This window comes from Mesorhizobium sp. M0601, assembly GCF_040320845.1.
Lineage (GTDB): Bacteria > Pseudomonadota > Alphaproteobacteria > Rhizobiales > Rhizobiaceae > Mesorhizobium.
This window is the reverse complement of sequence record NZ_JAMYQK010000054.1, coordinates 15239-33370: the sequence shown is the minus strand read 5'-3', so window position 1 is coordinate 33370 and position 18132 is coordinate 15239. Positions and strand designations below refer to the sequence as shown.

The 18132-nt window shown below is 61.7% G+C and carries 14 protein-coding genes and 3 pseudogenes; 12 read left to right on the top strand and 5 right to left on the bottom strand.

Annotated features, from left to right (window positions below; all coding sequences use genetic code 11):
- Positions 1–416: 416 nt before the first annotated feature.
- The 3 genes from NKI41_RS30170 (at position 417) to NKI41_RS30160 (ending at position 1681) form a co-directional block, all read left to right on the top strand.
- On the top strand, positions 417–833 hold the full coding sequence (locus tag NKI41_RS30170; RefSeq protein ID WP_352686412.1) for a LysR substrate-binding domain-containing protein: 417 nt from the start codon (positions 417–419) through the stop codon (positions 831–833).
- The gene (locus tag NKI41_RS30165) at positions 823–1137 is read left to right on the top strand and encodes a LysR substrate-binding domain-containing protein (RefSeq protein WP_352686409.1); all 315 of its coding nucleotides are present in this window, start codon (positions 823–825) and stop codon (positions 1135–1137) included. The genes NKI41_RS30170 and NKI41_RS30165 overlap by 11 nt, the downstream gene beginning before the upstream one ends.
- Before the next feature lie 346 nt (positions 1138–1483).
- Positions 1484–1681 (top strand): hypothetical protein, encoded by a 198-nt coding sequence (locus NKI41_RS30160; protein WP_352686406.1) that lies wholly within the window; start codon positions 1484–1486, stop codon positions 1679–1681.
- Here NKI41_RS30160 and NKI41_RS30155 read toward each other — a convergent pair.
- From NKI41_RS30155 to NKI41_RS30140, 4 genes and pseudogenes are all read right to left on the bottom strand, one after another.
- Entirely contained in the window at positions 1626–2897 is a 1272-nt protein-coding gene (locus tag NKI41_RS30155) for a flavin reductase family protein (RefSeq protein ID WP_352686404.1), read from the bottom strand. The two genes, NKI41_RS30160 and NKI41_RS30155, sit on opposite strands and share 56 nt — an antisense overlap.
- A 7-nt stretch (positions 2898–2904) precedes the next feature.
- Entirely contained in the window at positions 2905–4161 is a 1257-nt protein-coding gene (locus NKI41_RS30150) for an aromatic ring-hydroxylating oxygenase subunit alpha (protein ID WP_352686401.1), read from the bottom strand.
- Between the two features lie 115 nt (positions 4162–4276).
- Positions 4277–4480: pseudogene (locus NKI41_RS30145) on the bottom strand (IS5/IS1182 family transposase); the annotation flags it as partial.
- A 143-nt stretch (positions 4481–4623) separates the two neighbouring features.
- Positions 4624–5322 carry a hypothetical protein gene (locus tag NKI41_RS30140; protein WP_352686418.1) on the bottom strand — a complete coding sequence of 233 codons (699 nt, stop codon included), beginning with the start codon at positions 5320–5322 and terminating at the stop codon, positions 4624–4626.
- Between NKI41_RS30140 and NKI41_RS30135 the strand changes: the two are divergent.
- The 4 genes and pseudogenes from NKI41_RS30135 to NKI41_RS30120 all read left to right on the top strand — a co-directional run.
- A pseudogene (locus NKI41_RS30135) lies at positions 5302–6249 on the top strand (oligopeptide/dipeptide ABC transporter ATP-binding protein); the annotation flags it as partial. The gene NKI41_RS30140 and the pseudogene NKI41_RS30135 sit on opposite strands and share 21 nt — an antisense overlap.
- A 329-nt stretch (positions 6250–6578) precedes the next feature.
- On the top strand, positions 6579–7925 hold the full coding sequence (locus NKI41_RS30130; RefSeq protein ID WP_352686398.1) for an NAD(P)/FAD-dependent oxidoreductase: 1347 nt from the start codon (positions 6579–6581) through the stop codon (positions 7923–7925).
- Between the two features lie 73 nt (positions 7926–7998).
- Positions 7999–9027, top strand: a complete 1029-nt coding sequence (locus NKI41_RS30125; protein ID WP_352686396.1) for a GlxA family transcriptional regulator — start codon at positions 7999–8001, stop codon at positions 9025–9027.
- A 339-nt stretch (positions 9028–9366) separates the two neighbouring features.
- Positions 9367–10844, top strand: a pseudogene (locus NKI41_RS30120) (trimethylamine methyltransferase family protein).
- A gap of 166 nt (positions 10845–11010) precedes the next feature.
- On the opposite strand, the gene NKI41_RS30115 reads toward NKI41_RS30120, so the two are convergent.
- A complete protein-coding gene (locus tag NKI41_RS30115; RefSeq protein WP_352686393.1) occupies positions 11011–12024 on the bottom strand; it encodes a GlxA family transcriptional regulator in 1014 nt (337 codons plus the stop codon).
- 96 nt (positions 12025–12120) lie between these two features.
- Here NKI41_RS30115 and NKI41_RS30110 point away from each other — a divergent pair, with 96 nt between their 5' ends.
- Genes NKI41_RS30110 through folD form a run of 5 tightly spaced genes read left to right on the top strand, consistent with a single transcriptional unit; the run spans position 12121 to position 18063 of the window.
- Positions 12121–13374 (top strand): sarcosine oxidase subunit beta family protein, encoded by a 1254-nt coding sequence (locus tag NKI41_RS30110; protein ID WP_352686390.1) that lies wholly within the window; start codon positions 12121–12123, stop codon positions 13372–13374.
- Positions 13375–13384: 10 nt separating this feature from the next.
- Complete coding sequence (locus NKI41_RS30105) at positions 13385–13690, top strand: sarcosine oxidase subunit delta (RefSeq protein ID WP_352686387.1); 306 nt, start codon at positions 13385–13387, stop codon at positions 13688–13690.
- Entirely contained in the window at positions 13687–16617 is a 2931-nt protein-coding gene (locus NKI41_RS30100) for a sarcosine oxidase subunit alpha family protein (protein WP_352686384.1), read from the top strand. The genes NKI41_RS30105 and NKI41_RS30100 overlap by 4 nt, the downstream gene beginning before the upstream one ends.
- Complete coding sequence (locus NKI41_RS30095; RefSeq protein WP_352686381.1) at positions 16610–17176, top strand: sarcosine oxidase subunit gamma; 567 nt, start codon at positions 16610–16612, stop codon at positions 17174–17176. Before NKI41_RS30100 ends, NKI41_RS30095 begins: the two co-directional genes overlap by 8 nt.
- Positions 17173–18063 (top strand): bifunctional methylenetetrahydrofolate dehydrogenase/methenyltetrahydrofolate cyclohydrolase FolD, encoded by an 891-nt coding sequence (folD, locus tag NKI41_RS30090; RefSeq protein WP_352686378.1) that lies wholly within the window; start codon positions 17173–17175, stop codon positions 18061–18063. Before NKI41_RS30095 ends, folD begins: the two co-directional genes overlap by 4 nt.
- The last annotated feature ends 69 nt before the right edge of the window (positions 18064–18132 follow it).

The window sequence follows — 18132 nt, the reverse complement described above, 5'->3', positions numbered from 1 at the left end:
CACCTGCCATCACGACGGATCACCGCCGGCGCCTGACGAGGTTCGCGGAAAAGCGCCCAACAGCGGCCACATCGCCGCTTCAGGCAGCCAAAACCTCATCGCCGTGCATCAAGGCGGCTAGCACGCTGAAGTAAACGACTACAGTGCCGGTGTCGGGGTTTTGCGAGCATGTACTGACCGCCATAGCCGCCGTGGCCTAACCACGTCCCATCGGTGTACGTTTGGCGGCTATAACTTGTCCAGTCGCGCGGCTTCGCCAAGGCAGGACCCGGATTACGGCGCGTCTCTTCGATGAAGGCGGCATCGCCGACACCACGACCGTCGACACCCTCGCCCTTGTGCGCGAACAGTAGCCCGTAGCGCGCGAGGTCGCGGGCGGTGAGGCAGGCGCCGCCGTTGAGCCCCGGCACACCTTGGTGATCGCAACTGATATGGTAACAGCCTTCAAGGCCCGCCGCCTCGACGATCTCGATCAGCCAATGCGCAATACCCGGATACGAATCGCCTCAGAAACCGTCTATTCAGAAGGTTTTGTGCCGCATTTGGCTGCCGCTTATCATGTAAAACACAAAGAAGTTCGCATGGAGCTGGATACCGAACCGTCATCGCACATCCCCGGTTGGATTGCGGAAACATGGTATGACTTGGGATTAGTGGTACTGCCTGTTCCGCAAACAGCGGTATCAGTGCGATTTCTTCGGCGTCAGAGCGCGTTATGTGCTGTTCCTCTCGACCACATGCTTTCCGGAAAGTCCGTGATGAATATAGAAGAGTTTGCCGGCGAACGTTTTATTGCCGCTGTTGCCACTACACCCCTTCCGAGTGTTCGTTGATCGTGCCTTCAAGAGTGCCGGGATTGAAGTGGGCGTTCGATTGGAAGCCCGTACTCAACACGGAATTCTTACCCTTGTCGGGGCGGGAGCTGGCATCGCCTTAGTGGATCCTTGTGTCGCTGTGGGCGAGTGCGGCGAAAGGGTCAAATTCATCCCAGTTGAGCCCGCAATCCACTGGGACATCGCCCTTCTGCTTCCAAAGTTCGCCTTCTATCGCTCATTTGTCTGGACTTCGTGGAATATATTACTAAAGACGCCGAAAAGTATTTCAGCCGCTAAGGGAATGACTCAAAACTCATGGTGAACGAGTACGCGAGGAACGCGACGGCCGAGAGTGGACTGGCCTTGAAGTCCTTGTCGAGGCCTCGGCTTTTAGGCGCGCCGTGACGCCGTTTGCCTGTTGCGGATCCACGCCATTTCCGCCGTCCGGGTCCCATCCGCCCCTGGCCTCCAATTGCGGCCGCCTGTGACCAGGCGATTGAAGCGGACGGAAGCATATGTCCGACCGGCGATACGTCTCGAACCCGGCGCGAAATCGGCGCTCGACACCCACTCTTCATTACGATCACCGCCTATGTCGCCGAGGAAACAGCAGGCACTGACCTTGCAGTGCCCGATGTGACCAGGCGACGCCCACCTTCTGGGACAAGGTGGTGATCGCCCATGGCTTGCGCCGCTGGTATGAGTGGCGCGGTGAACTGCGGCAGGAAGGCCAGCGGGTTTCGCGGCACTATTACGATCTGCATTGTCTCCTGCGGTCGTCGACAGCACCCTTCCCTCTCTCGATTCCGACTATATTGAGGACGCTATCGGCGGAGACACGACAACGGCCTGATCCACACCTGTGAGCTCATTCACGATTTCAAGATCACTCAATGGATAGGAGCAACAAGCGAGGATATAGCCAACCGCCTTGTCGCGCCGGCTAATACCGCCTTGGTCGCGCATGTCGACTTGGCCGCTCATGAGACGGACTCGGCAGGTGCCGCAAGAACCTTCACCACAGCCGGTCGGAATACGCAGCCCACTCGCGGCTGCGGCGGCAACGATCGACTCCCCTGGCTTGGCGGGAAAATTCTTCCCCCTAAAACCGATCATCAAATCTTCGCCGGAAGGAACCGGCGCAGATGCGGGTTCTGACCTCTCGCGCATCTGCGGTGCCGGGCACCGCGCCCCTTGGTCGACAGGCGTGGGAACAGACAGATTGACTTGGGAGAGTCTTTCAACAGGACGAACAGCGGGCATGGCAATCTGTCGTCGACGCGAGGCAGCGTCGTGCTCTGCGCCGCCAAAGGTCTCTGTGACGAACGCGTCTTCGACGCCGCCTTCTGCAAGATAGATCGCGCGCGTCGCCTTCATCACAGGCTCGGGGCCGCAGCAGAACGCGACGCGACGCGCCATGTCAGGCACGACTCCGCGCAGCATCGGCCGGTTGATTCGTCCCGACAAACCCGTCCATTTTTCATCCGGCCGAGACAAGCAGAGATGAACAGACAGGTTGAGCATTGCCTCCGCCATGGCACCGATCTCGTCGGCGAAGAGCTCGTCGGCGCGTGAGCGCGCCAGCTGCACCAATGCGATATCGAGCGTGTCTGCACGCGTCCGAAGCCAGCGCAGCATCGACATTATCGGCGTCATACCGCTGCCCGCGCCCACCAGCAACAGCGGCGCCTTTGGCGCATGCACAAGACTGAAACGTCCAAATGGGCCACGTGCAGCGAGCGTATCGCCGATACGCAGATATTTGTGCATCCAGAGCGTCGCTTGCGCCTGCCCACCGGTCTTGATGGTCAGTTCGATGCGGTTGCCGTCCGTGCCGCCTGACGCGATTGTGAAGCTGCGCTGGAATAGATTGCTTCCTGAAGGCAGAGTAAGTGACAGGGACTGACCCGGATGATGTCGGAATATCTGCCCATCTTGGCGGATGGCTTCAAAGACGTAAGTTGTGACGTTAGCCGTTTCCGCGCGCCGATCAACAAGCACAAGACGCAGTTCGTCCGGTTCGAAAACGGGCACGCCGGGCTTCGGAAAGGCCCGCGGCGCAAGGCTCGCGTGTTGCGCCATGGATGGTTTACTCCGCCGCCATCAGACAGTGCCGCGGCTCATCGAACTGGTTAGATAGCCGTAGACGGTACCAGTTGATGAAGTTCACCACCATAAACTCTGCCACTTCGGAATAGCGACCGGGCTCGTAGCCAGCGGCCTTGATGCCCTTGTGATTCTCCTCGGCGAGCACGCGATCCTGATCGTTGGTGATCCGCCACACTTCTGAAAGCTGCTCGGGCTCGTAGTCCCATCCTTCCACCGCGTCTTCGTGCACCAGCCATAGCGTCCGCACCTCGGTGCGATCGGGCCCGAGCGGTAGAACGCGGAAAACAATGATGTGATCGGACAGGAAATGGTTCCAGTTGTTCGGCACATGGAACATACGCACCGATCCAAGATCGGGATCTGTCAGTTCGCCTAGCAGCTTGCGGCAGCCAAGTTGACCGTCCATCGTCATAGAAACGGCGCCCTTACGAAAAGGCAGTCGGATGCAGCGAAACTCGAGGCCGCCATCAACCGGCGCATGGGGCAGGCCGAGCGCATCCCAGTCGCGCGCCTTCTGCTGCATGATCTCGAACTCTTCGCCGAAGCGCGAATCTTCCGGCAATGCCATTTCGACCAGGGAAACCAGCAGTTCGGGATGCGCACCGCCGCAATGATAGCATTCGCGGTTATTTTCGATCACGAGCTTCCAGTTCGCTTCCTCCACGATCACCGATTCATAGGCGATCTTGGTGCGGCGCGGCTCATGTGGCGCGACATAAGGCGAGACGGCTTTCCTGAAGGATTCGAAGTCCGGCGCCTCGTCGGCCAAGCAGATATAGACCAGCCCTTCCAGCGTCTGGACGTGGACCGACTTGAGGGGAAATTTGGACGGATCGAAATCCTCGCTCATATAGCGTGTCGCAAGCAGCTGGCCGTCCAGATCGTAAGTCCACTGGTGATAGGGGCAAACCAGGCGTGCCTTGTTGCCGCGATGCTCGCTGCACAGGCGTGAGCCGCGATGACGGCAGGAATTGTGGAAGGCACGCAACTCGCCCTCTTGATCCCTGAGGACGACGACGGGTGTGGTGTCGATCTGCACGGTGACGAAATCTCCCGGATCGGGGAGCTCGCATTCCGGCGCGACGAACAGCCACTCCTTGAAAAAAACCGCCTCGACATCCGTCCGGTAGATATCGGGATCGCTGTAGAACTGCTGGGGTAACGAATAGCCGTCAACACAGCGCTCCAGCGCTTCGCGGGTCTTCTGTTCATGGCTGGCGACTTGTGGGTTGCTCATCGGGCTGCCTCGCAACGGAAAGACATCCATTCCAGTTGCCGATTTCGAAACGAAGCGGTGTTGGAAAAACGTCAGCCGACCGCAACTTCGCGTAGGACTAAGGCTCGAGGTGGTCAGCGTTGACGGCGTCGCCGTGCTCGCCGGCAAGGTCGTTGCAGCCCATTCGGTGCTCGGTCTTGACATGTCCCGTCACGTGGCTCGATGACGGAACGCTGGCGCATCTGGCGCTTGATGGCCGGTATGGCACGGCGTTTCTGACCAGAGGCAAGGAGGTAAAGACCATAAACCTGTGGGTGAGCGGGGCGTTGTGGCCGTGATATGTCGATGGTCGCGATATAGGCCAGTGCCACCACCGGACCTGGTCCCGCGTCATAATGCCCATCTGGCTACATTATTGATAGTCAATGGTCTTTTGCTCCGAACTTGGTGATGACGGGCGCCTTGAGTGCCTGACGCACTCGATCAGACGCGAATCTTCGATTTCCCGTCGTTTGATGACCCATGGTGCGCCTTTGCAATATGCTCGGCAGGAATGATGCCGGCGGCAAGCTGGCGAAGGACCGTCGCGGAGCTCAGATTGAGCATCCTGGCGGCTGCAGTCACTTCGCCGCGCTCGGCCCATTCGCCATCCCGGTAGACCGCGATGCCGTGCGTGTTGCGGAAGCCCCGTACACGCGACTGCGACCATCCATTCGATCGACCTGTTCCCTTTCCTGCCCGGTTGAGTAGTCCGGCAATGCCCTTGTCTGGCATCAGTCGCGCGCAGGCGCGGATCAGCAACAGCAAATGAATCTGGTCACCCTCGACCTGTGCCACGACCTCGCGCAACACGACCCGGATGATGCGCTTACGCGTGACGGCAGTGGCCGCCGGATGATGCCAGGCGGCCTCCAGGTCGGCCCCCATTTGCAATAGGCGCTGGCGCTCCTCGGCGCTCAAAGCGGCCGGCCGCTGTCGGACCAGGGCCTCCAGTTCTTCCTCGAGTGCGCGTCCGGCCGCGAGGGCGCCGTTCCACCGGCGCTCGAGTTCGTGAGCAACCAGACGATTCTCAGGGTCGACCGTGTCATACTGTCGGCGCGCCCTGATGGCCTCATATCGCGCCTGTTCGAGCACCAACTCGATCTGGCGCTGTTTTTCGACGTCTTCAACGATCACCGCCATCCCTACACCGTGGCGCTTCTGCGCTGCCTGCCGCGCGGCGGCCAGCGCAAGGACCAGGGCGGCTCGACACCATCCCCGGCTTCCTGCCCGACATCGGCGCTACGATCGTCGGCTGCGCCTTCACCGACTGCTGCGCGCTGGCGACCGAGCGCTGCCGCGCGGAGCCGCCGCCGCTCTATGATCTGGGCGACGGCCGCTTGTCGCGCTGCCACTACCATGGCAAGGCGCAATCATTGCCGCGCACGACGCCCGCCGACGTGGCGCTCGCCGCGCCGAAAGCGGCGGAGCCGGTGCTGCGCGTCGAGGGGCTGAACAAGTGTTATGCCAGCCACGGCCCTGCGCTCAAGGCGGTCAAGGATGTGTCGGTCAGCCTCAGGCCCGGCGAGACACACGGCCTGGTGGGGATTCCGGCAGCGGCAAGACGATCTTTGCCAGGCTTCTGCTCGGCCTGGTCTCGCCTGATGACGGCGTCTGCGACGAGCCAACCTCGGCGCTCGACGTCTCGGTGCAGGCGGCGATCCTGAACCTTCTGGCCGAGCTGCAGTCGAAGCAGGATGTCAGCTACATCTTCATCTCGCACGACCTCGGCGTGGGCGTTATCTCTCCGACAAGATCGCGGTGCTCTATCTCGGCCGCATCATGGAGTTCGGCCCGTCGGAAGTTCTCCGGCACGCATCACCCGATACCGAAGCGCTGCTGTCGACGGTTCCGAAGCTCGACCGGACGGAGAGTTCGCGCATACGCCTCGACGGCGAGATACCGAGCGCCGCCAATCCGCCGAAGGGCTGCGTCTTCCACACGCGCTGCCCGCGCAAGATCGGTGTGGTATGCGAGACGCGGGAGCCACCGCTGAGCGAGGAGGTTCCCGGCCACTCAATCCGTTGCCATGTTACCTATTCTGAGCCTCGCCACTGCCTTGCCAACTAAGACACCTCCAAAGACACTTACCCAACGGCGGCACCCATGGCCGAGACCCGCATTCAGCTCGGCATTGTCGTTTCATCGTCGGCGAGAATCCGGATTTCGAAACGAAGCGGTGTCGGAAAAACGTCAGCCGATCGCCACTTAGCGTAAGACCATGGACTTGCACGGCAAAGGCCGGCGAGTACCGGGGTTTGTAGAAACTTCAATCCCCAGCTGCCGGTTTTCTTGCGCGGATTGACGTTATTCCGACATTCTGCGTGTCATAGCTGGATGATCATGCCGAACATAGACAGGCGAAGAGCAGCTGGCTGACAAACTGGAGATGATCGACCATGGCGTTCCCTACGGCGGCCCCGTACCTCGTTATCGGCGCTGGCATTCACGGGCTTTCGACGGCCTACCACCTTGCACTGGCGCTCAAGCGCACCCGGAAGGGAAGCGGAAGCGACATCCTCGTCATCGACAAGAGCGGAATCGCCGCCGGTGCATCGGGTATTGCCTGCGGCGTCGTTCGCAACAACTATTTCCAGCCCGCCATGCGCGAGCTGATGGCCCATTCGGTTAGTGTCTGGGAAAGCGATGCGAAGGCTTACCAGTATAACGCCGTCGGCTACATGCAGATCAGCTCGGAATCGATGCGCGATGACGTGCGCTCGATCTACGAGCAGCAGAAGGCGATCGGCTATGAATCGGTCTTCGTGGAAGGCGCCAAAGAGTCCGACGCCTATATGAAAGACCTGTTCTCCGACTGGCAGGCGAAGAATATCACCTCGGTGCTGCACGAGAAGAAGGGTGGCTACGCTCACAACGCTGCCGCCATCTATGCGCTGGCGGAGAAGGCAGAGAGCGAAGGCGTGCGGATTCTCAGCAGCGTCACCGTCAAAGGCATGACCTTCGCCAATGGAGCCAGTTCGGCCGTGACCGGCGTCGACACCGATCGCGGACATATCGCCTGCGACTATCTCGTGGTCGGCGCTGGCCCCTGGGTTCGCGATTTCTGGAAGATGGCCGAATTGCCCGATACTGTGACGATCAAGAGCAAGGACGGCGAGCTGCATGACGGCATTCCGATGTGGCGCTTCTGGCAGCTCGAGGAAGGCGTGCTCGGTGTCGAACCGGACGCGTTCAAAACCAATGACGGCAAGATGCCGCCGGTGATGCATGTCGATACTGACGCCCCGCTCTATTCCGCCGTCGATGGCAGCATCATCACTGAGAGCATGTGGGGCATCTACTACAAGCCCGATTTCAATTTCGGCGGCATCCAGGGCGGTGCGATGCCGTACAAGGTCGACACTCCAGTCGATCAGGTCCAGATCGATCCTTATGGCCCAGCCTCGCCAGAATTTGTTTCAAGCCCTGAATTCGCGCATATGTGGGTGTCGGCGCTGGCGCATTGCCACAAGCGTTTTGAAGGCACAATGCCTCAGTACCACAAGCAGCCTTCGGGAGGCATCGGTTGCTTCACGCCTGACAGCTTCCCGGTCTTTGAAGCGTTTCGTGAGAACGTTTACATGATTGCAGACTCTAACCACGGCTACAAGATGATCGGTCTCGGCGCGTTGGTCGCAGAAGAGGTGATTGGAAACAAATCCTCGCTGCTCGAGCCGTTCCGTCTGGGTCGCTACGCAGCAGGGGAACTTCACCCTGTCTCGAACAGTCCATATCCTTGGAGCTGACCCAAAACAGTCTAAGCCGAAAAGTTGAAAGTCAGGACTTGTGCCCGGCTTTCTCTTTTCGTTGATCAGAGAGATGACGCCGATCACCGAAAAGGGTCAGGAAGAATGTCCTCAACACGTCGAGTTCATGTTGCTCGACGGCTTCTCCTTGATGTCCGTGAGCAGCGCCATCGAGCCGCTACGGGCGGCGAACCGGTTGCTTGGCTTTGAGGCCTATCGCTGGAGTTTCTCGTCAGAAGACGGCGCGGCGGCCAATGCGTCAAATGGCATTTCCGTTAATGTCGACGAGCGATTGGGCCTATCGAAGCAGCCCGCCTATCTCTTTGTCTGCGCTGGCATGACGCTTGTCGCAAAAGATCAGACTCGCCTCAACGTCATTCTGAACCGGCGCTCACGCGAAGGATGCCGGATGGGGGCGCTGTCCATGGGGGCCGTCTTTCTTGCGCGAGCCAATTTGCTAAACGATGCGCGGTGCACGCTTCACTGGGAGGGGCAGCCGGCTTTCCGCGAGGAGTTTCCCTACATTCAGCTCAGCAACGAGCTCTACGTCATCGACAAGAACCGTTACACCTGCGCGGGCGGGACGGCGGGGCTCGATTTGATGCTTCACATCATCGCCCAAAACCACGGCGATCTCCTCGCCCGCTCCATCGCCAATCAGTTTCAAGTTGATCGGATCCGAACCGGAAGCGTCGAACAGCGCTCGGGCAGCTCGGTGCGCCTGGACACACTGCCGCCGCAGTTCGGCCAAGCCGCGCGTCTGATGATGCAGAACTTCGAAAACCCGCTAAGCAGCACCGAGATCGCCCGAAAGGTCGGGTTGAGCGTACGCAATCTCGAAAGGATGTTTCAGCGCCATACGGGCCAGACTCCCGCACGGCACTACAAGACGCTGCGCCTGGAACAAGCGAGGGATCTGCTTCTCCATACCAGCCTGGCCAATGTGGATATCGCGATGGCGACAGGCTTCTGTACCAGCTCCTACTTCTCCGCCTGCTATAGGGAACAGTTCGGGCATTCACCGTCGAGTGAGCGTCAGCGCGATGCCGTCCGCTTCGAAAAAGAAGGCCGCCGCGTCAAGTGGGCACGAAGCATACGATGAACGAAGCCCGAGGGGTCAGACAACAGCTTGGAGGCATGCGTCAAGGCGCTGTTTTGGTAGCCGCGCGTTTACATGCCCTTAGACACAACATGCCAAGTATTACCACTGATCACATGCGAACGCAATTTCTTGCCGAAGCGTTGTGAGAAATTCTGCCTCTACGGCAGCCAACAAGCCACGAATATAATTTATGCGAGTGTCAGTAATAGCTGTATTTCGTGTCATAACTCGTTCTTGTTGTGGAACAATTTCGTCTCCGGAAGGAAGGGATCTACGATGAGGTTAAGTGAACGGAGGACAGGAGGCAGGCGGGGTAAGTCAGAGCGCAGCTGAGGAAAAATTTCGCAGCTTCCTTGGCGGGTCGTCGAGAACCCTTTCGACCCAGTGAATGCTGCGACGCCTGAGCAAATCGAGGCGATTCATATTTCTTCGATGCGAGTGCTGTCCGAGCTTGGCATCCGTGTCATGGCAGAGAATATCATGACACTGTTTGAAAGAGCTGGGGCGAAGGTGGACCGGTCCGAAAAGATCATCCGCATCGACGAGAGCATCGTCAACGCGGCGTTGAAGACGGCGCCGCGGCGTTTCACACTCACCTCGCGCAATCCGGCGTGGAAACTGTTCTTTGGCGATAGCAATGTGGTGTTTGGTCTCGTGGCGGGGCCGCCCAATGTGCATGATCGGGTGATTGGGCGGCGCTCTGGAAACTTGCACGACTACGAGAACTTCATCCGGCTGGCGCATCACTTCAACGCCATTCACATGATAGGCAACCAGGTGGCCGCACCGCAGGAGCTTCCGGCCAATTCGCGGCATCTCGATTGTTACCGCGCCAACCTAACCTACAGCGATCGGAGCTATCACTGCACAGCTATTGGACGAGGCCGTGCACTTGACGGCATAAAGATGATGGCCATCGCGCGCGGCGTTTCGCTTGACGAGATGAAACGCGAGCCGGGTGTGACTACCATCATCTCGGTGAATTCGCCGCGGCTCTTCGATGAAGCCATGGGCGACGGGCTGATTGCCATGTGCGAGCTGGGGCAGCCGGTCACCATCACTCCGTTTACCCGGATGGGCGCGATGACGCCGGTGACGCTCGCCGCCGCTCTCGCGCAACAGAATGCAGAGGCGCTGTTCGGCGTCGTTCTCACGCAACTCGTCAATCCCGGCGCGCCGGTGATGTATGGGGCCTTCACCTCGAACGTCGACATGCGCTCGGGCGCTCCCGCCTTCGGGACGCCGGAAAACACGCGGGCCAATCTGATCTCTGGGCAACTAGCGCGGCGCTATGGGCTGCCGTACCGGAGCTCCAACAGCAATGCCTCGAACGCGGTGGACCTGCAAGCGGCCTACGAGACAGTCAACGCCACGTGGGGCGCCATCCTGGGGGGTGCGAATCTCATCTATCATGCCGCAGGCTGGCTCGAAGGCGGGCTGACGGCGTCCTATGAGAAGCTCATCCTCGACGTCGAGATACTGCAGAACATGATGGAGATCCTGCAGCCGCTCGATTGCTCGGAAGGGGCATTGGGTTTTGCGGCGATGGCAAGCGTGCCATCGGGCGGGCATTTTTTCGGGGCGGAGCACACGATGGCGCGTTATGAGAGCGCCTTCTACCGCCCATGCTTTCCGACTGGAGCAATCATGGCGCGTGGCTCGAAGCGGGAGCGCATGATGCGCTCGACCGCGCAACGGCGCTGTGGCAGCGGGCACTTGCCGAATACGAAGAACCGAAACTTGATCCCGCGATTGCCGAGGAACTCGACGCCTATGTTGCGAAACGGTGCGAAGAGATCGGCGGCGGCGACCCGTAGCGGTTAGTTGGGTGAGCGACCGTAGGCCAGTTCAGTTGGTGGTGATGGCTGCAGGGGTCCGGGGCTGCGAGGGCGGGTGGCATGACCGTTCGGGCTTATTTCTGGTATCGCAAAAGCGGCGAACTCCGTCCGTCGCAGATCGGCGACCCGTTCTGTGACATGCTGCCTAACGGCATCGTCGGCTGGTCGTCCGATCGTGATAAGAGGTCGTACTTTGCCGTTTCACAGTCGGGCGCCTCTCCTGCGTTGGCGAAGTCCCATAATGCTGCCGGTAAGCACGGGCGAAATGGGCATTGTTGGAAAAGCCGGTCGCCAACGCCACCTCAGTGACTGAAAGCGTGGTCTGGCGCAGAAGATCGACCGCTTTGGACAGTCGCAATTCCCGGTAGAATTGCATGACGGACTGATCGAGCTGCGTCTTGCACAGCCGTTCCAGCTGCCGCTCGCCGATACCCGACAGTGTGGCGAGTTGGGGCAGACTCATGGGATCGGCGATGTGATCTTCCATCAAGGCGATCATGGCGATAAGTGCTGGATGGTGTACGCCATATTTCGACGTTGCATCCAGGCGCTGAGGGTCGTCAGCCGGGCGCAGACTGGTATGGATAAACCAGTCGCTCACTTCGCGCGCCAGGCCCGCGCCGTGATGGGCGGCAATCAAAGCGTGCATCATGTCTAAAGGTGCCGAGCCGCCCGCGCAGGTGAAACGGTCGCGGTCGATCACGAACAGCCGCCGTTCCATCAAGGCATCGGGCGCGCTGGCGCGAAGCGCATCATAATGCTTCCAGTGGATGGTAAAACGGCGCCTCTCTAAGAGTCCTGCTTTATGCAGGATCGCGGCCCCACCCGAAATTCCGCCGAGTGCCACGCCCTGCACGGAGAGCCTCCGCAGAAAGCCTGACAGTCGTTCGGCATCGACGCTGAGCGGATCGCCCCCCGCGACCACGAACAGGATGTCGAGCTCCGACGCGGATTCACCGATCGGCGCGGTATCGAACCAGCTGCCGACCGAAGACCGAGCCTTGCCGCCTAGATCGGAAAACAGAAGCAATTCGTAAAGCGTTCGCCCGGTCAGCAGGTTGGCCGCGCGCAAGGGTTCGACGGCGGCGGCAGCCGACATCAACGCATAGCCGTCGCACAGGAAGAAACCGAAGCGACGGGGGTGGTGGGACGATTTCATGTCCTGAATAGTACACTATGTGTCTAGTTTAGATACGCGCGATTTGAACGTTCATGCGATGAAGGCGAACGCAATGATGTTGCCGAAAGTGTTCTTATGCGTTTCTCAGCGCTTCGTGTTATCAGGGAAACCCTCACCGGCCATAAGGGCTGGCGTCCGCTCTGGCGCAATCCCGAGCCGCAATCCGTCTATGATTACGTGATCGTCGGCGGCGGCGGGCACGGTCTGGCGACGGCCTATTACCTTGCGAACACGTTCAAGCAGTCGCGCATCGCCGTGCTCGAAAAGGGCTGGCTCGGCTCGGGTAATATCGGGCGCAACACCACCATCATCCGCTCGAACTACCTGCTGCCCGGCAACGAGCCCTTCTACGAATTCTCGATGAAGCTCTGGGAAAATCTGGAGCAGGAATTCAACTTCAACGCGATGGTCAGCCAGCGCGGCGTGGTCAACCTGTTCCATACCGACGGCCAGCGCGACTCCTATCGCCGGCGCGGCAATGCTGCGATTCTGGCAGGTGCGGATGCCGAGCTTCTGGAGCGCGACGCGCTGCGCGCGATGATCCCGTTCCTGAACTTCGACAATGCGCGCTTTCCGGTGAAAGGCGGCCTCCTGCAGCGCCGCGGCGGCACTGCGCGCCATGACGGCGTCGCCTGGGGCTATGCGCGAGGTGCCGACCGGGCGGGCGTCGATCTGATCCAGAACTGCGAGGTCACGGGCTTCCGCATCGAGAACGGCCGGGTGAAGGGCGTCGAGACCTCGCGTGGCACTATCGGCGCGAAGAAGGTCGGCGTTGCCGTCGCAGGTTCCACCAGCCGCGTGATGGCGCAGGCGGGTATGGGGCAGCTGCCGATCGAGAGCCATGTGCTGCAGGCTTTCGTGTCCGAGGGGCTGAAGCCGACCATTCCGGGCGTCATCACCTTTGGCGCAGGCCACTTCTATATTAGCCAGTCCGACAAAGGCGGCCTCGTCTTCGGCGGCGACATCGACGGCTACAATTCCTATGCGCAACGCGGCAATCTGCCGACAATCGAGGATGTCGCCGAAGGCGGCATGGCGGTGATGCCGATGATCGGGCGCGCGCGGCTCCTACGCATGTGGGGCGGAATCATGGACATGTCGATGGACGGCTCGCCGATCATCGACCGCACGCCGATCGACGGGCTCTATCTCAATGCCGGTTGGTGCTATGGCGGCTTCAAGGCGACACCCGCTTCGGGCTACGCCTTCGCCCATCTGCTTGCCACCGACCGCCCCCACGAAACCGCTGCCGCCTACCGGCTGGACCGGTTCGCGCGGGGCTATGTGATCGACGAAAAGGGCGCGGGCGCCCAGCCGAACCTGCATTGAGGCCAGCCTTATGCTGATCCCCCATCCCTTGCTCGGCCTGCGCGATGCGCATGAGTTTTCCTATCTCGGCGATGTTTCGCTGCTCGACCGCCCCGCCGGCATGGCGGAGAACGCAACGGACGCGTTCGTTCCTTACGTCTACCTGCGCGACAACCCGGCGGGCGTGCACCGAGAATTGTGGTTCCATGAACAGGGCGACCGGTCCTGGCTCGTGGTGACGCGCAACACGGTGACGCACGAGATCTTGGGCGCGGAACTCGCCCGCGACGTCGCGCTTCGCAACCGGACCCCGCGCGATGGGGGAAACGCAGCATGAGACTATCCGGCGGCCTGATCGACCGCAGCCGCACGCTGCGTTTCACCTTCGACGGCAAGAGCTATGCCGGCCACCCCGGCGACACGCTCGCTTCGGCCTTGCTGGCCAACAATGTGCGGCTGATGGGCCGCTCGTTCAAATATCACCGTCCGCGCGGGCTAATCGCGGCGGGCTCCGAGGAGCCCAACGCGCTGGTGGAGTTGCGCAGCGGCGCGCGGCGCGAGCCCAACACACGCGCCACGATGGCCGAGCTGTTCGACGGGCTCGAAGCGCAGAGCCAGAACCGCTGGCCTTCGCTCCGCTTCGACGGCATGGCGGTTAACGACCTTTTCGCCAATTTCCTCACGGCAGGCTTCTACTACAAGACCTTCATGTGGCCACGCGCCTTCTGGGAAAAGCTCTACGAGCCGGCGATCCGCCGCGCCGCGGGTTTGGGCAGCCTGTCGATGGAGGCCGATCCCGACCCTTACGACAAGGGCTTCCTGCACTGCGACCTGCTCGTGGTAGGCGCAGGCGCGGCAGGCCTTGCCGCAGCGCTGACCGCCGCGCGGGCCGGGGCCCAAGTCATCCTTGGCGATGAGGACTATCTCATTGGCGGGCGGCTGCTGGCCGAGAGCCATTCGCTGAACGACCGGCCCGCCACGGAATGGATCGCGACACTCGAAGCCGAGTTCGCGTGCTTCCCCAACCTGCGCATTCTTCGCCGCACCACGGTGTTCGGCGCGTTCGATCATGGCATTTACGGCGCGGTCGAGCGCGTTTCGGATCACCGCGCCGATCCCGGTATCCAGCCCCGCCAGACCCTTTGGCGCATCACGGCGAAGCACACGGTGCTCGCGGCAGGCGCCACCGAGCGGCACATCCCGTTCATGGACAATGACCGGCCCGGCATCATGCTGGGCGGCGCGTTGCGCGCCTATGCCAATCGCTGGGCGGTCAGCCCCGCCCGGCGCGTTGCGATCTTCACCAACAATGATGACGGCCACCAGACAGCGCTCGACCTTCTCGCCCGCGGTGTCGAGATCGCCGCGGTGGTGGATACGCGCGCCGACGCGCAGGCGAAAGGTCAGTATCGCGTGATCAGCGACGCGGTGGTCAGCGGCTCCAAGGGGCGGCTGGGCCTGCAATCAATCGAAGTCACACGCGGCGGCAACACGGAATGGATCGCGTGCGGAGCGCTCGGGGTGTCAGGCGGCTGGAACCCGAACGTGCATCTCGCCTCGCATCAGCGCGGCCGTCCGGTCTGGAACGAGTCGCAGCAGACCTTCGTGCCGCCTACCGAGCTGCCCGGAGGCATGATCGTTGCCGGTGCGGCAGCGGGCCGGGGCACGACTCATGCGGCACTGGTGTCAGGCGCGGAAGCTGCTGTCCGTACGCTGAACGAAATTGGCATCGCCGCCACGCTGCCCGAACTGCCCGCTGCGGAAGACGCGCCTGCAAACCTGAGCCCGCTCTGGCATGTACCGGGCAAGCACCGGGCCTGGATCGACTTCCAGAACGATGTGACGGTCAAGGACGTCAAGCTTTCGCACCAGGAAAACATGCGCTCGGTCGAGCATCTCAAGCGCTGGACCACGCTCGGCATGGCGACCGACCAAGGCAAGACGGCCAATGTCACCGCCCTCGCCGTGATGGCCGAAATGACCGGCAAGGGGATCGCCGAAACCGGCACCACCATCTTCCGCCCGCCTTACACGCCGGTCTCGATCTCGGTTCTCGGCGGCGGCAACACGGGATCGCATTTCCGCCCCCGCCGTCTGACGCCCAGCCATCAATGGGCAACGTCCCAGGGTGCCGTCTTTGTGGAAGTTGGTCAGTGGATGCGCGCGCAATATTTCGTGCGGCTTGGCGAGACCCACTGGCGGCAGTCGGTCGACCGCGAGGTGCTGGCGACGCGCGAGGGCGTCGGCATTTGTGACGTGACCACGCTCGGCAAGGTCGATGTGCAGGGCGCGGACGCGGCCGAATTCCTCGACCGTCTCTATTGCAACGCCATGAAGAGCCTGAGGACCGGCATGGTCCGCTATGGCCTCATGCTGCGCGAGGACGGGCAGGCCTGGGACGACGGCACCTGCGCGCGCCTAGGCGAGGCCCATTATGTGGTGACGACCACCACTGCCAATGCCGGCACGGTCTACCGCCACATGGAGTTCGCACGGCAATGCCTATGGCCGGAACTCGACGTGCAGCTGATCTCCACCACCGATGCCTGGGCGCAGTTTTCGGTGGCCGGACCCAATGCGCGCAAGCTGCTCGAACGCATGGTGGATGGCTTCGATCTCTCGAACGAGGCCTTCCCCTTCATGGCCTGCGCGAACCTGTCGGTTTGCGGGGGTTTGCGCGCGCGGCTTTTCCGCATCTCGTTCTCCGGCGAACTGGCTTACGAGATCGCGGTGCCCGCGCGCTACGGAAACGCCTTGATGGCCCGTCTCGTGGAATTGGGACAGGATCTGGGCGCGACCCCTTACGGCACGGAGGCGCTCGGCGTGCTACGCATCGAAAAGGGCCACGCCGCCGGCAATGAGTTGAACGGCCAGAGCACGGCGCAGATGCTGGGCATGGGCCGCATGGTCTCAGTCAGAAAGGACTCGATCGGCGCGGTGATGTCGCGGCGCGAGGGCCTGCTCGCCGACACGCGCGTGCTGGTGGGTCTCCAGCCGGTGAACCCGTCCGAGCCCGTGGTGGCCGGCTCGCACCTCTTCGCGGAAAGCGCGAAAGAGGACACGGCCAATGATCAGGGCTGGGTCACCTCGGCCTGCTTCTCGCCCCATATTGGCTCGAGCATCGGTCTGGGCTTCCTCCTCGATGGCGCGGCGCGCCAGGGCGAGGTGATCGTTGCGGCCAATCCGATCCAGCGTCAGAGCGTGCGCCTGCGCGTCGTTTCCCCCCACTTCGTCGACCCGCAAGGAGAGCGCCTGCGTGCCTGACCTCAAGCCCATCACTGCGCTTGGCGGCGACAAGCCACGCCGTCTCCGCCACGGCGCACTCGACCTCGAAGAAAATAGCGGACTGGCGCTTACCGCGTTAGCCCTGCGCCGGGGTACGCCCAAACCCGCGCCTTTCGGCCTGGACCTGCCCGGACCCGGTGCCTGGACACCATCGGGCGAGGTCGCAGCCTTCTGGACCGGCCCCGACCAGTGGATGATCGAAGGGCTGGACCGAGCGGACACGGACTTCACCGCGGAAGTGATGAACTTTTGTCCGGATTGCTCCGTTACGGAACAGACCGACGGCTTCGTCGCTTTCGAGCTCCGCTCGTCCTCAGGTGAGGCGCCGATCCTTCAGCTGATGGCGAAGCTCGTGAACATCGACCCGACCCGTTTCCCGTCCGGCTCGGCGACGCGCACCGGCCTGGAACATATGAGCGTGTTCGTGATCCGGCGCACCGCCCAACACATCGCGATCCTGGGCATGCGCTCGGCGGCCGGCTCGATCTGGCATGCGCTTGAAAGGCACATCCTGCGCTTCGAAGACAGAAAACCATGAGCGCGCATCTGATCGACGGAAAGGCCTTTGCCGCCCGCCTGCGCGAGAAGGTTGCCGCTGCCGTTGCCATACTGAAGGCGGAACAGGGCATCGTGCCGGGGCTGGCAGTGGTGCTGGTGGGAAACGATCCGGCCAGCGCCGTTTATGTCCGCAACAAGGGCGTTCAGACCGTTGCAGCCGGCATGGCGAGTTTCGAGCACAAGCTGCCCGCTGAAACGGCCGAAGTGGAGCTGCTGGCGCTGATCGCACAGCTGAATACCGACCCGGCGGTTCACGGCATTCTGGTGCAGCTGCCGCTGCCCCCGCATATCGATGCCGATGCGGTCATCAACGCGATCAATCCCGCCAAGGATGTCGACGGCTTCCACGTCACGAATGTCGGCCTGCTGGCAACCGGCCAGCGCTCGATGATCCCTTGCACGCCGCTCGGCTGCCTGATGCTTCTGCGCGAGCATTTCGGCAATCTGGCCGGCCGTAACGCCGTGGTGGTCGGGCGCTCCAATATCGTCGGCAAGCCGATGGCCCAGCTTCTGCTGCGCGAAAGCTGCACCGTGACGATCGCCCATAGCCGGACTGAAAACCTTGCCGCGATCTGCCGTCAGGCCGACATTCTGGTTGCCGCAGTGGGGCGGGCAGAGATGATCACCGGCGATTTCATCAAGCCGGGTGCGGTGGTGATCGATGTCGGCATCAACCAGATCGAGCGGGAAGACCGGGTGCGGCTCGTGGGCGATGTGCAGCGCGACAGCGCCGCCGGGATCGCCAGCGCCCTGACGCCCGTGCCGGGTGGCGTCGGACCGATGACGATCGCTTGTCTTCTTGCGAACACCCTGACCGCCTGCTGCCGCATCAGCGGGCTGGAAGACCCCGAAGGATTAGCTGCCTGATCGACACGGCGTGTCCTTTCATGGCTGCTCTCGCATTTCTCTTGTCCGCGATGGCCGGACCTATTTCTT

Bases quoted from the DNA above. Each gene is read 5' to 3' on its own strand.
- NKI41_RS30125 (WP_352686396.1), top strand. From the start codon at position 7,999: ATGACGCCGATCACCGAAAAGGGTCAGGAAGAATGTCCTCAACACGTC.
- NKI41_RS30105 (WP_352686387.1), top strand. From the start codon at position 13,385: ATGCTGATCCCCCATCCCTTGCTCGGCCTGCGCGATGCGCATGAGTTT.
- NKI41_RS30110 (WP_352686390.1), top strand. From the start codon at position 12,121: ATGCGTTTCTCAGCGCTTCGTGTTATCAGGGAAACCCTCACCGGCCAT.
- NKI41_RS30100 (WP_352686384.1), top strand. From the start codon at position 13,687: ATGAGACTATCCGGCGGCCTGATCGACCGCAGCCGCACGCTGCGTTTC.
- NKI41_RS30140 (WP_352686418.1), bottom strand. From the start codon at position 5,322: ATGGCGGTGATCGTTGAAGACGTCGAAAAACAGCGCCAGATCGAGTTG.
- folD (WP_352686378.1), top strand. From the start codon at position 17,173: ATGAGCGCGCATCTGATCGACGGAAAGGCCTTTGCCGCCCGCCTGCGC.
- NKI41_RS30115 (WP_352686393.1), bottom strand. From the start codon at position 12,024: ATGAAATCGTCCCACCACCCCCGTCGCTTCGGTTTCTTCCTGTGCGAC.
- NKI41_RS30150 (WP_352686401.1), bottom strand. From the start codon at position 4,161: ATGAGCAACCCACAAGTCGCCAGCCATGAACAGAAGACCCGCGAAGCG.
- NKI41_RS30130 (WP_352686398.1), top strand. From the start codon at position 6,579: ATGGCGTTCCCTACGGCGGCCCCGTACCTCGTTATCGGCGCTGGCATT.
- NKI41_RS30155 (WP_352686404.1), bottom strand. From the start codon at position 2,897: ATGGCGCAACACGCGAGCCTTGCGCCGCGGGCCTTTCCGAAGCCCGGC.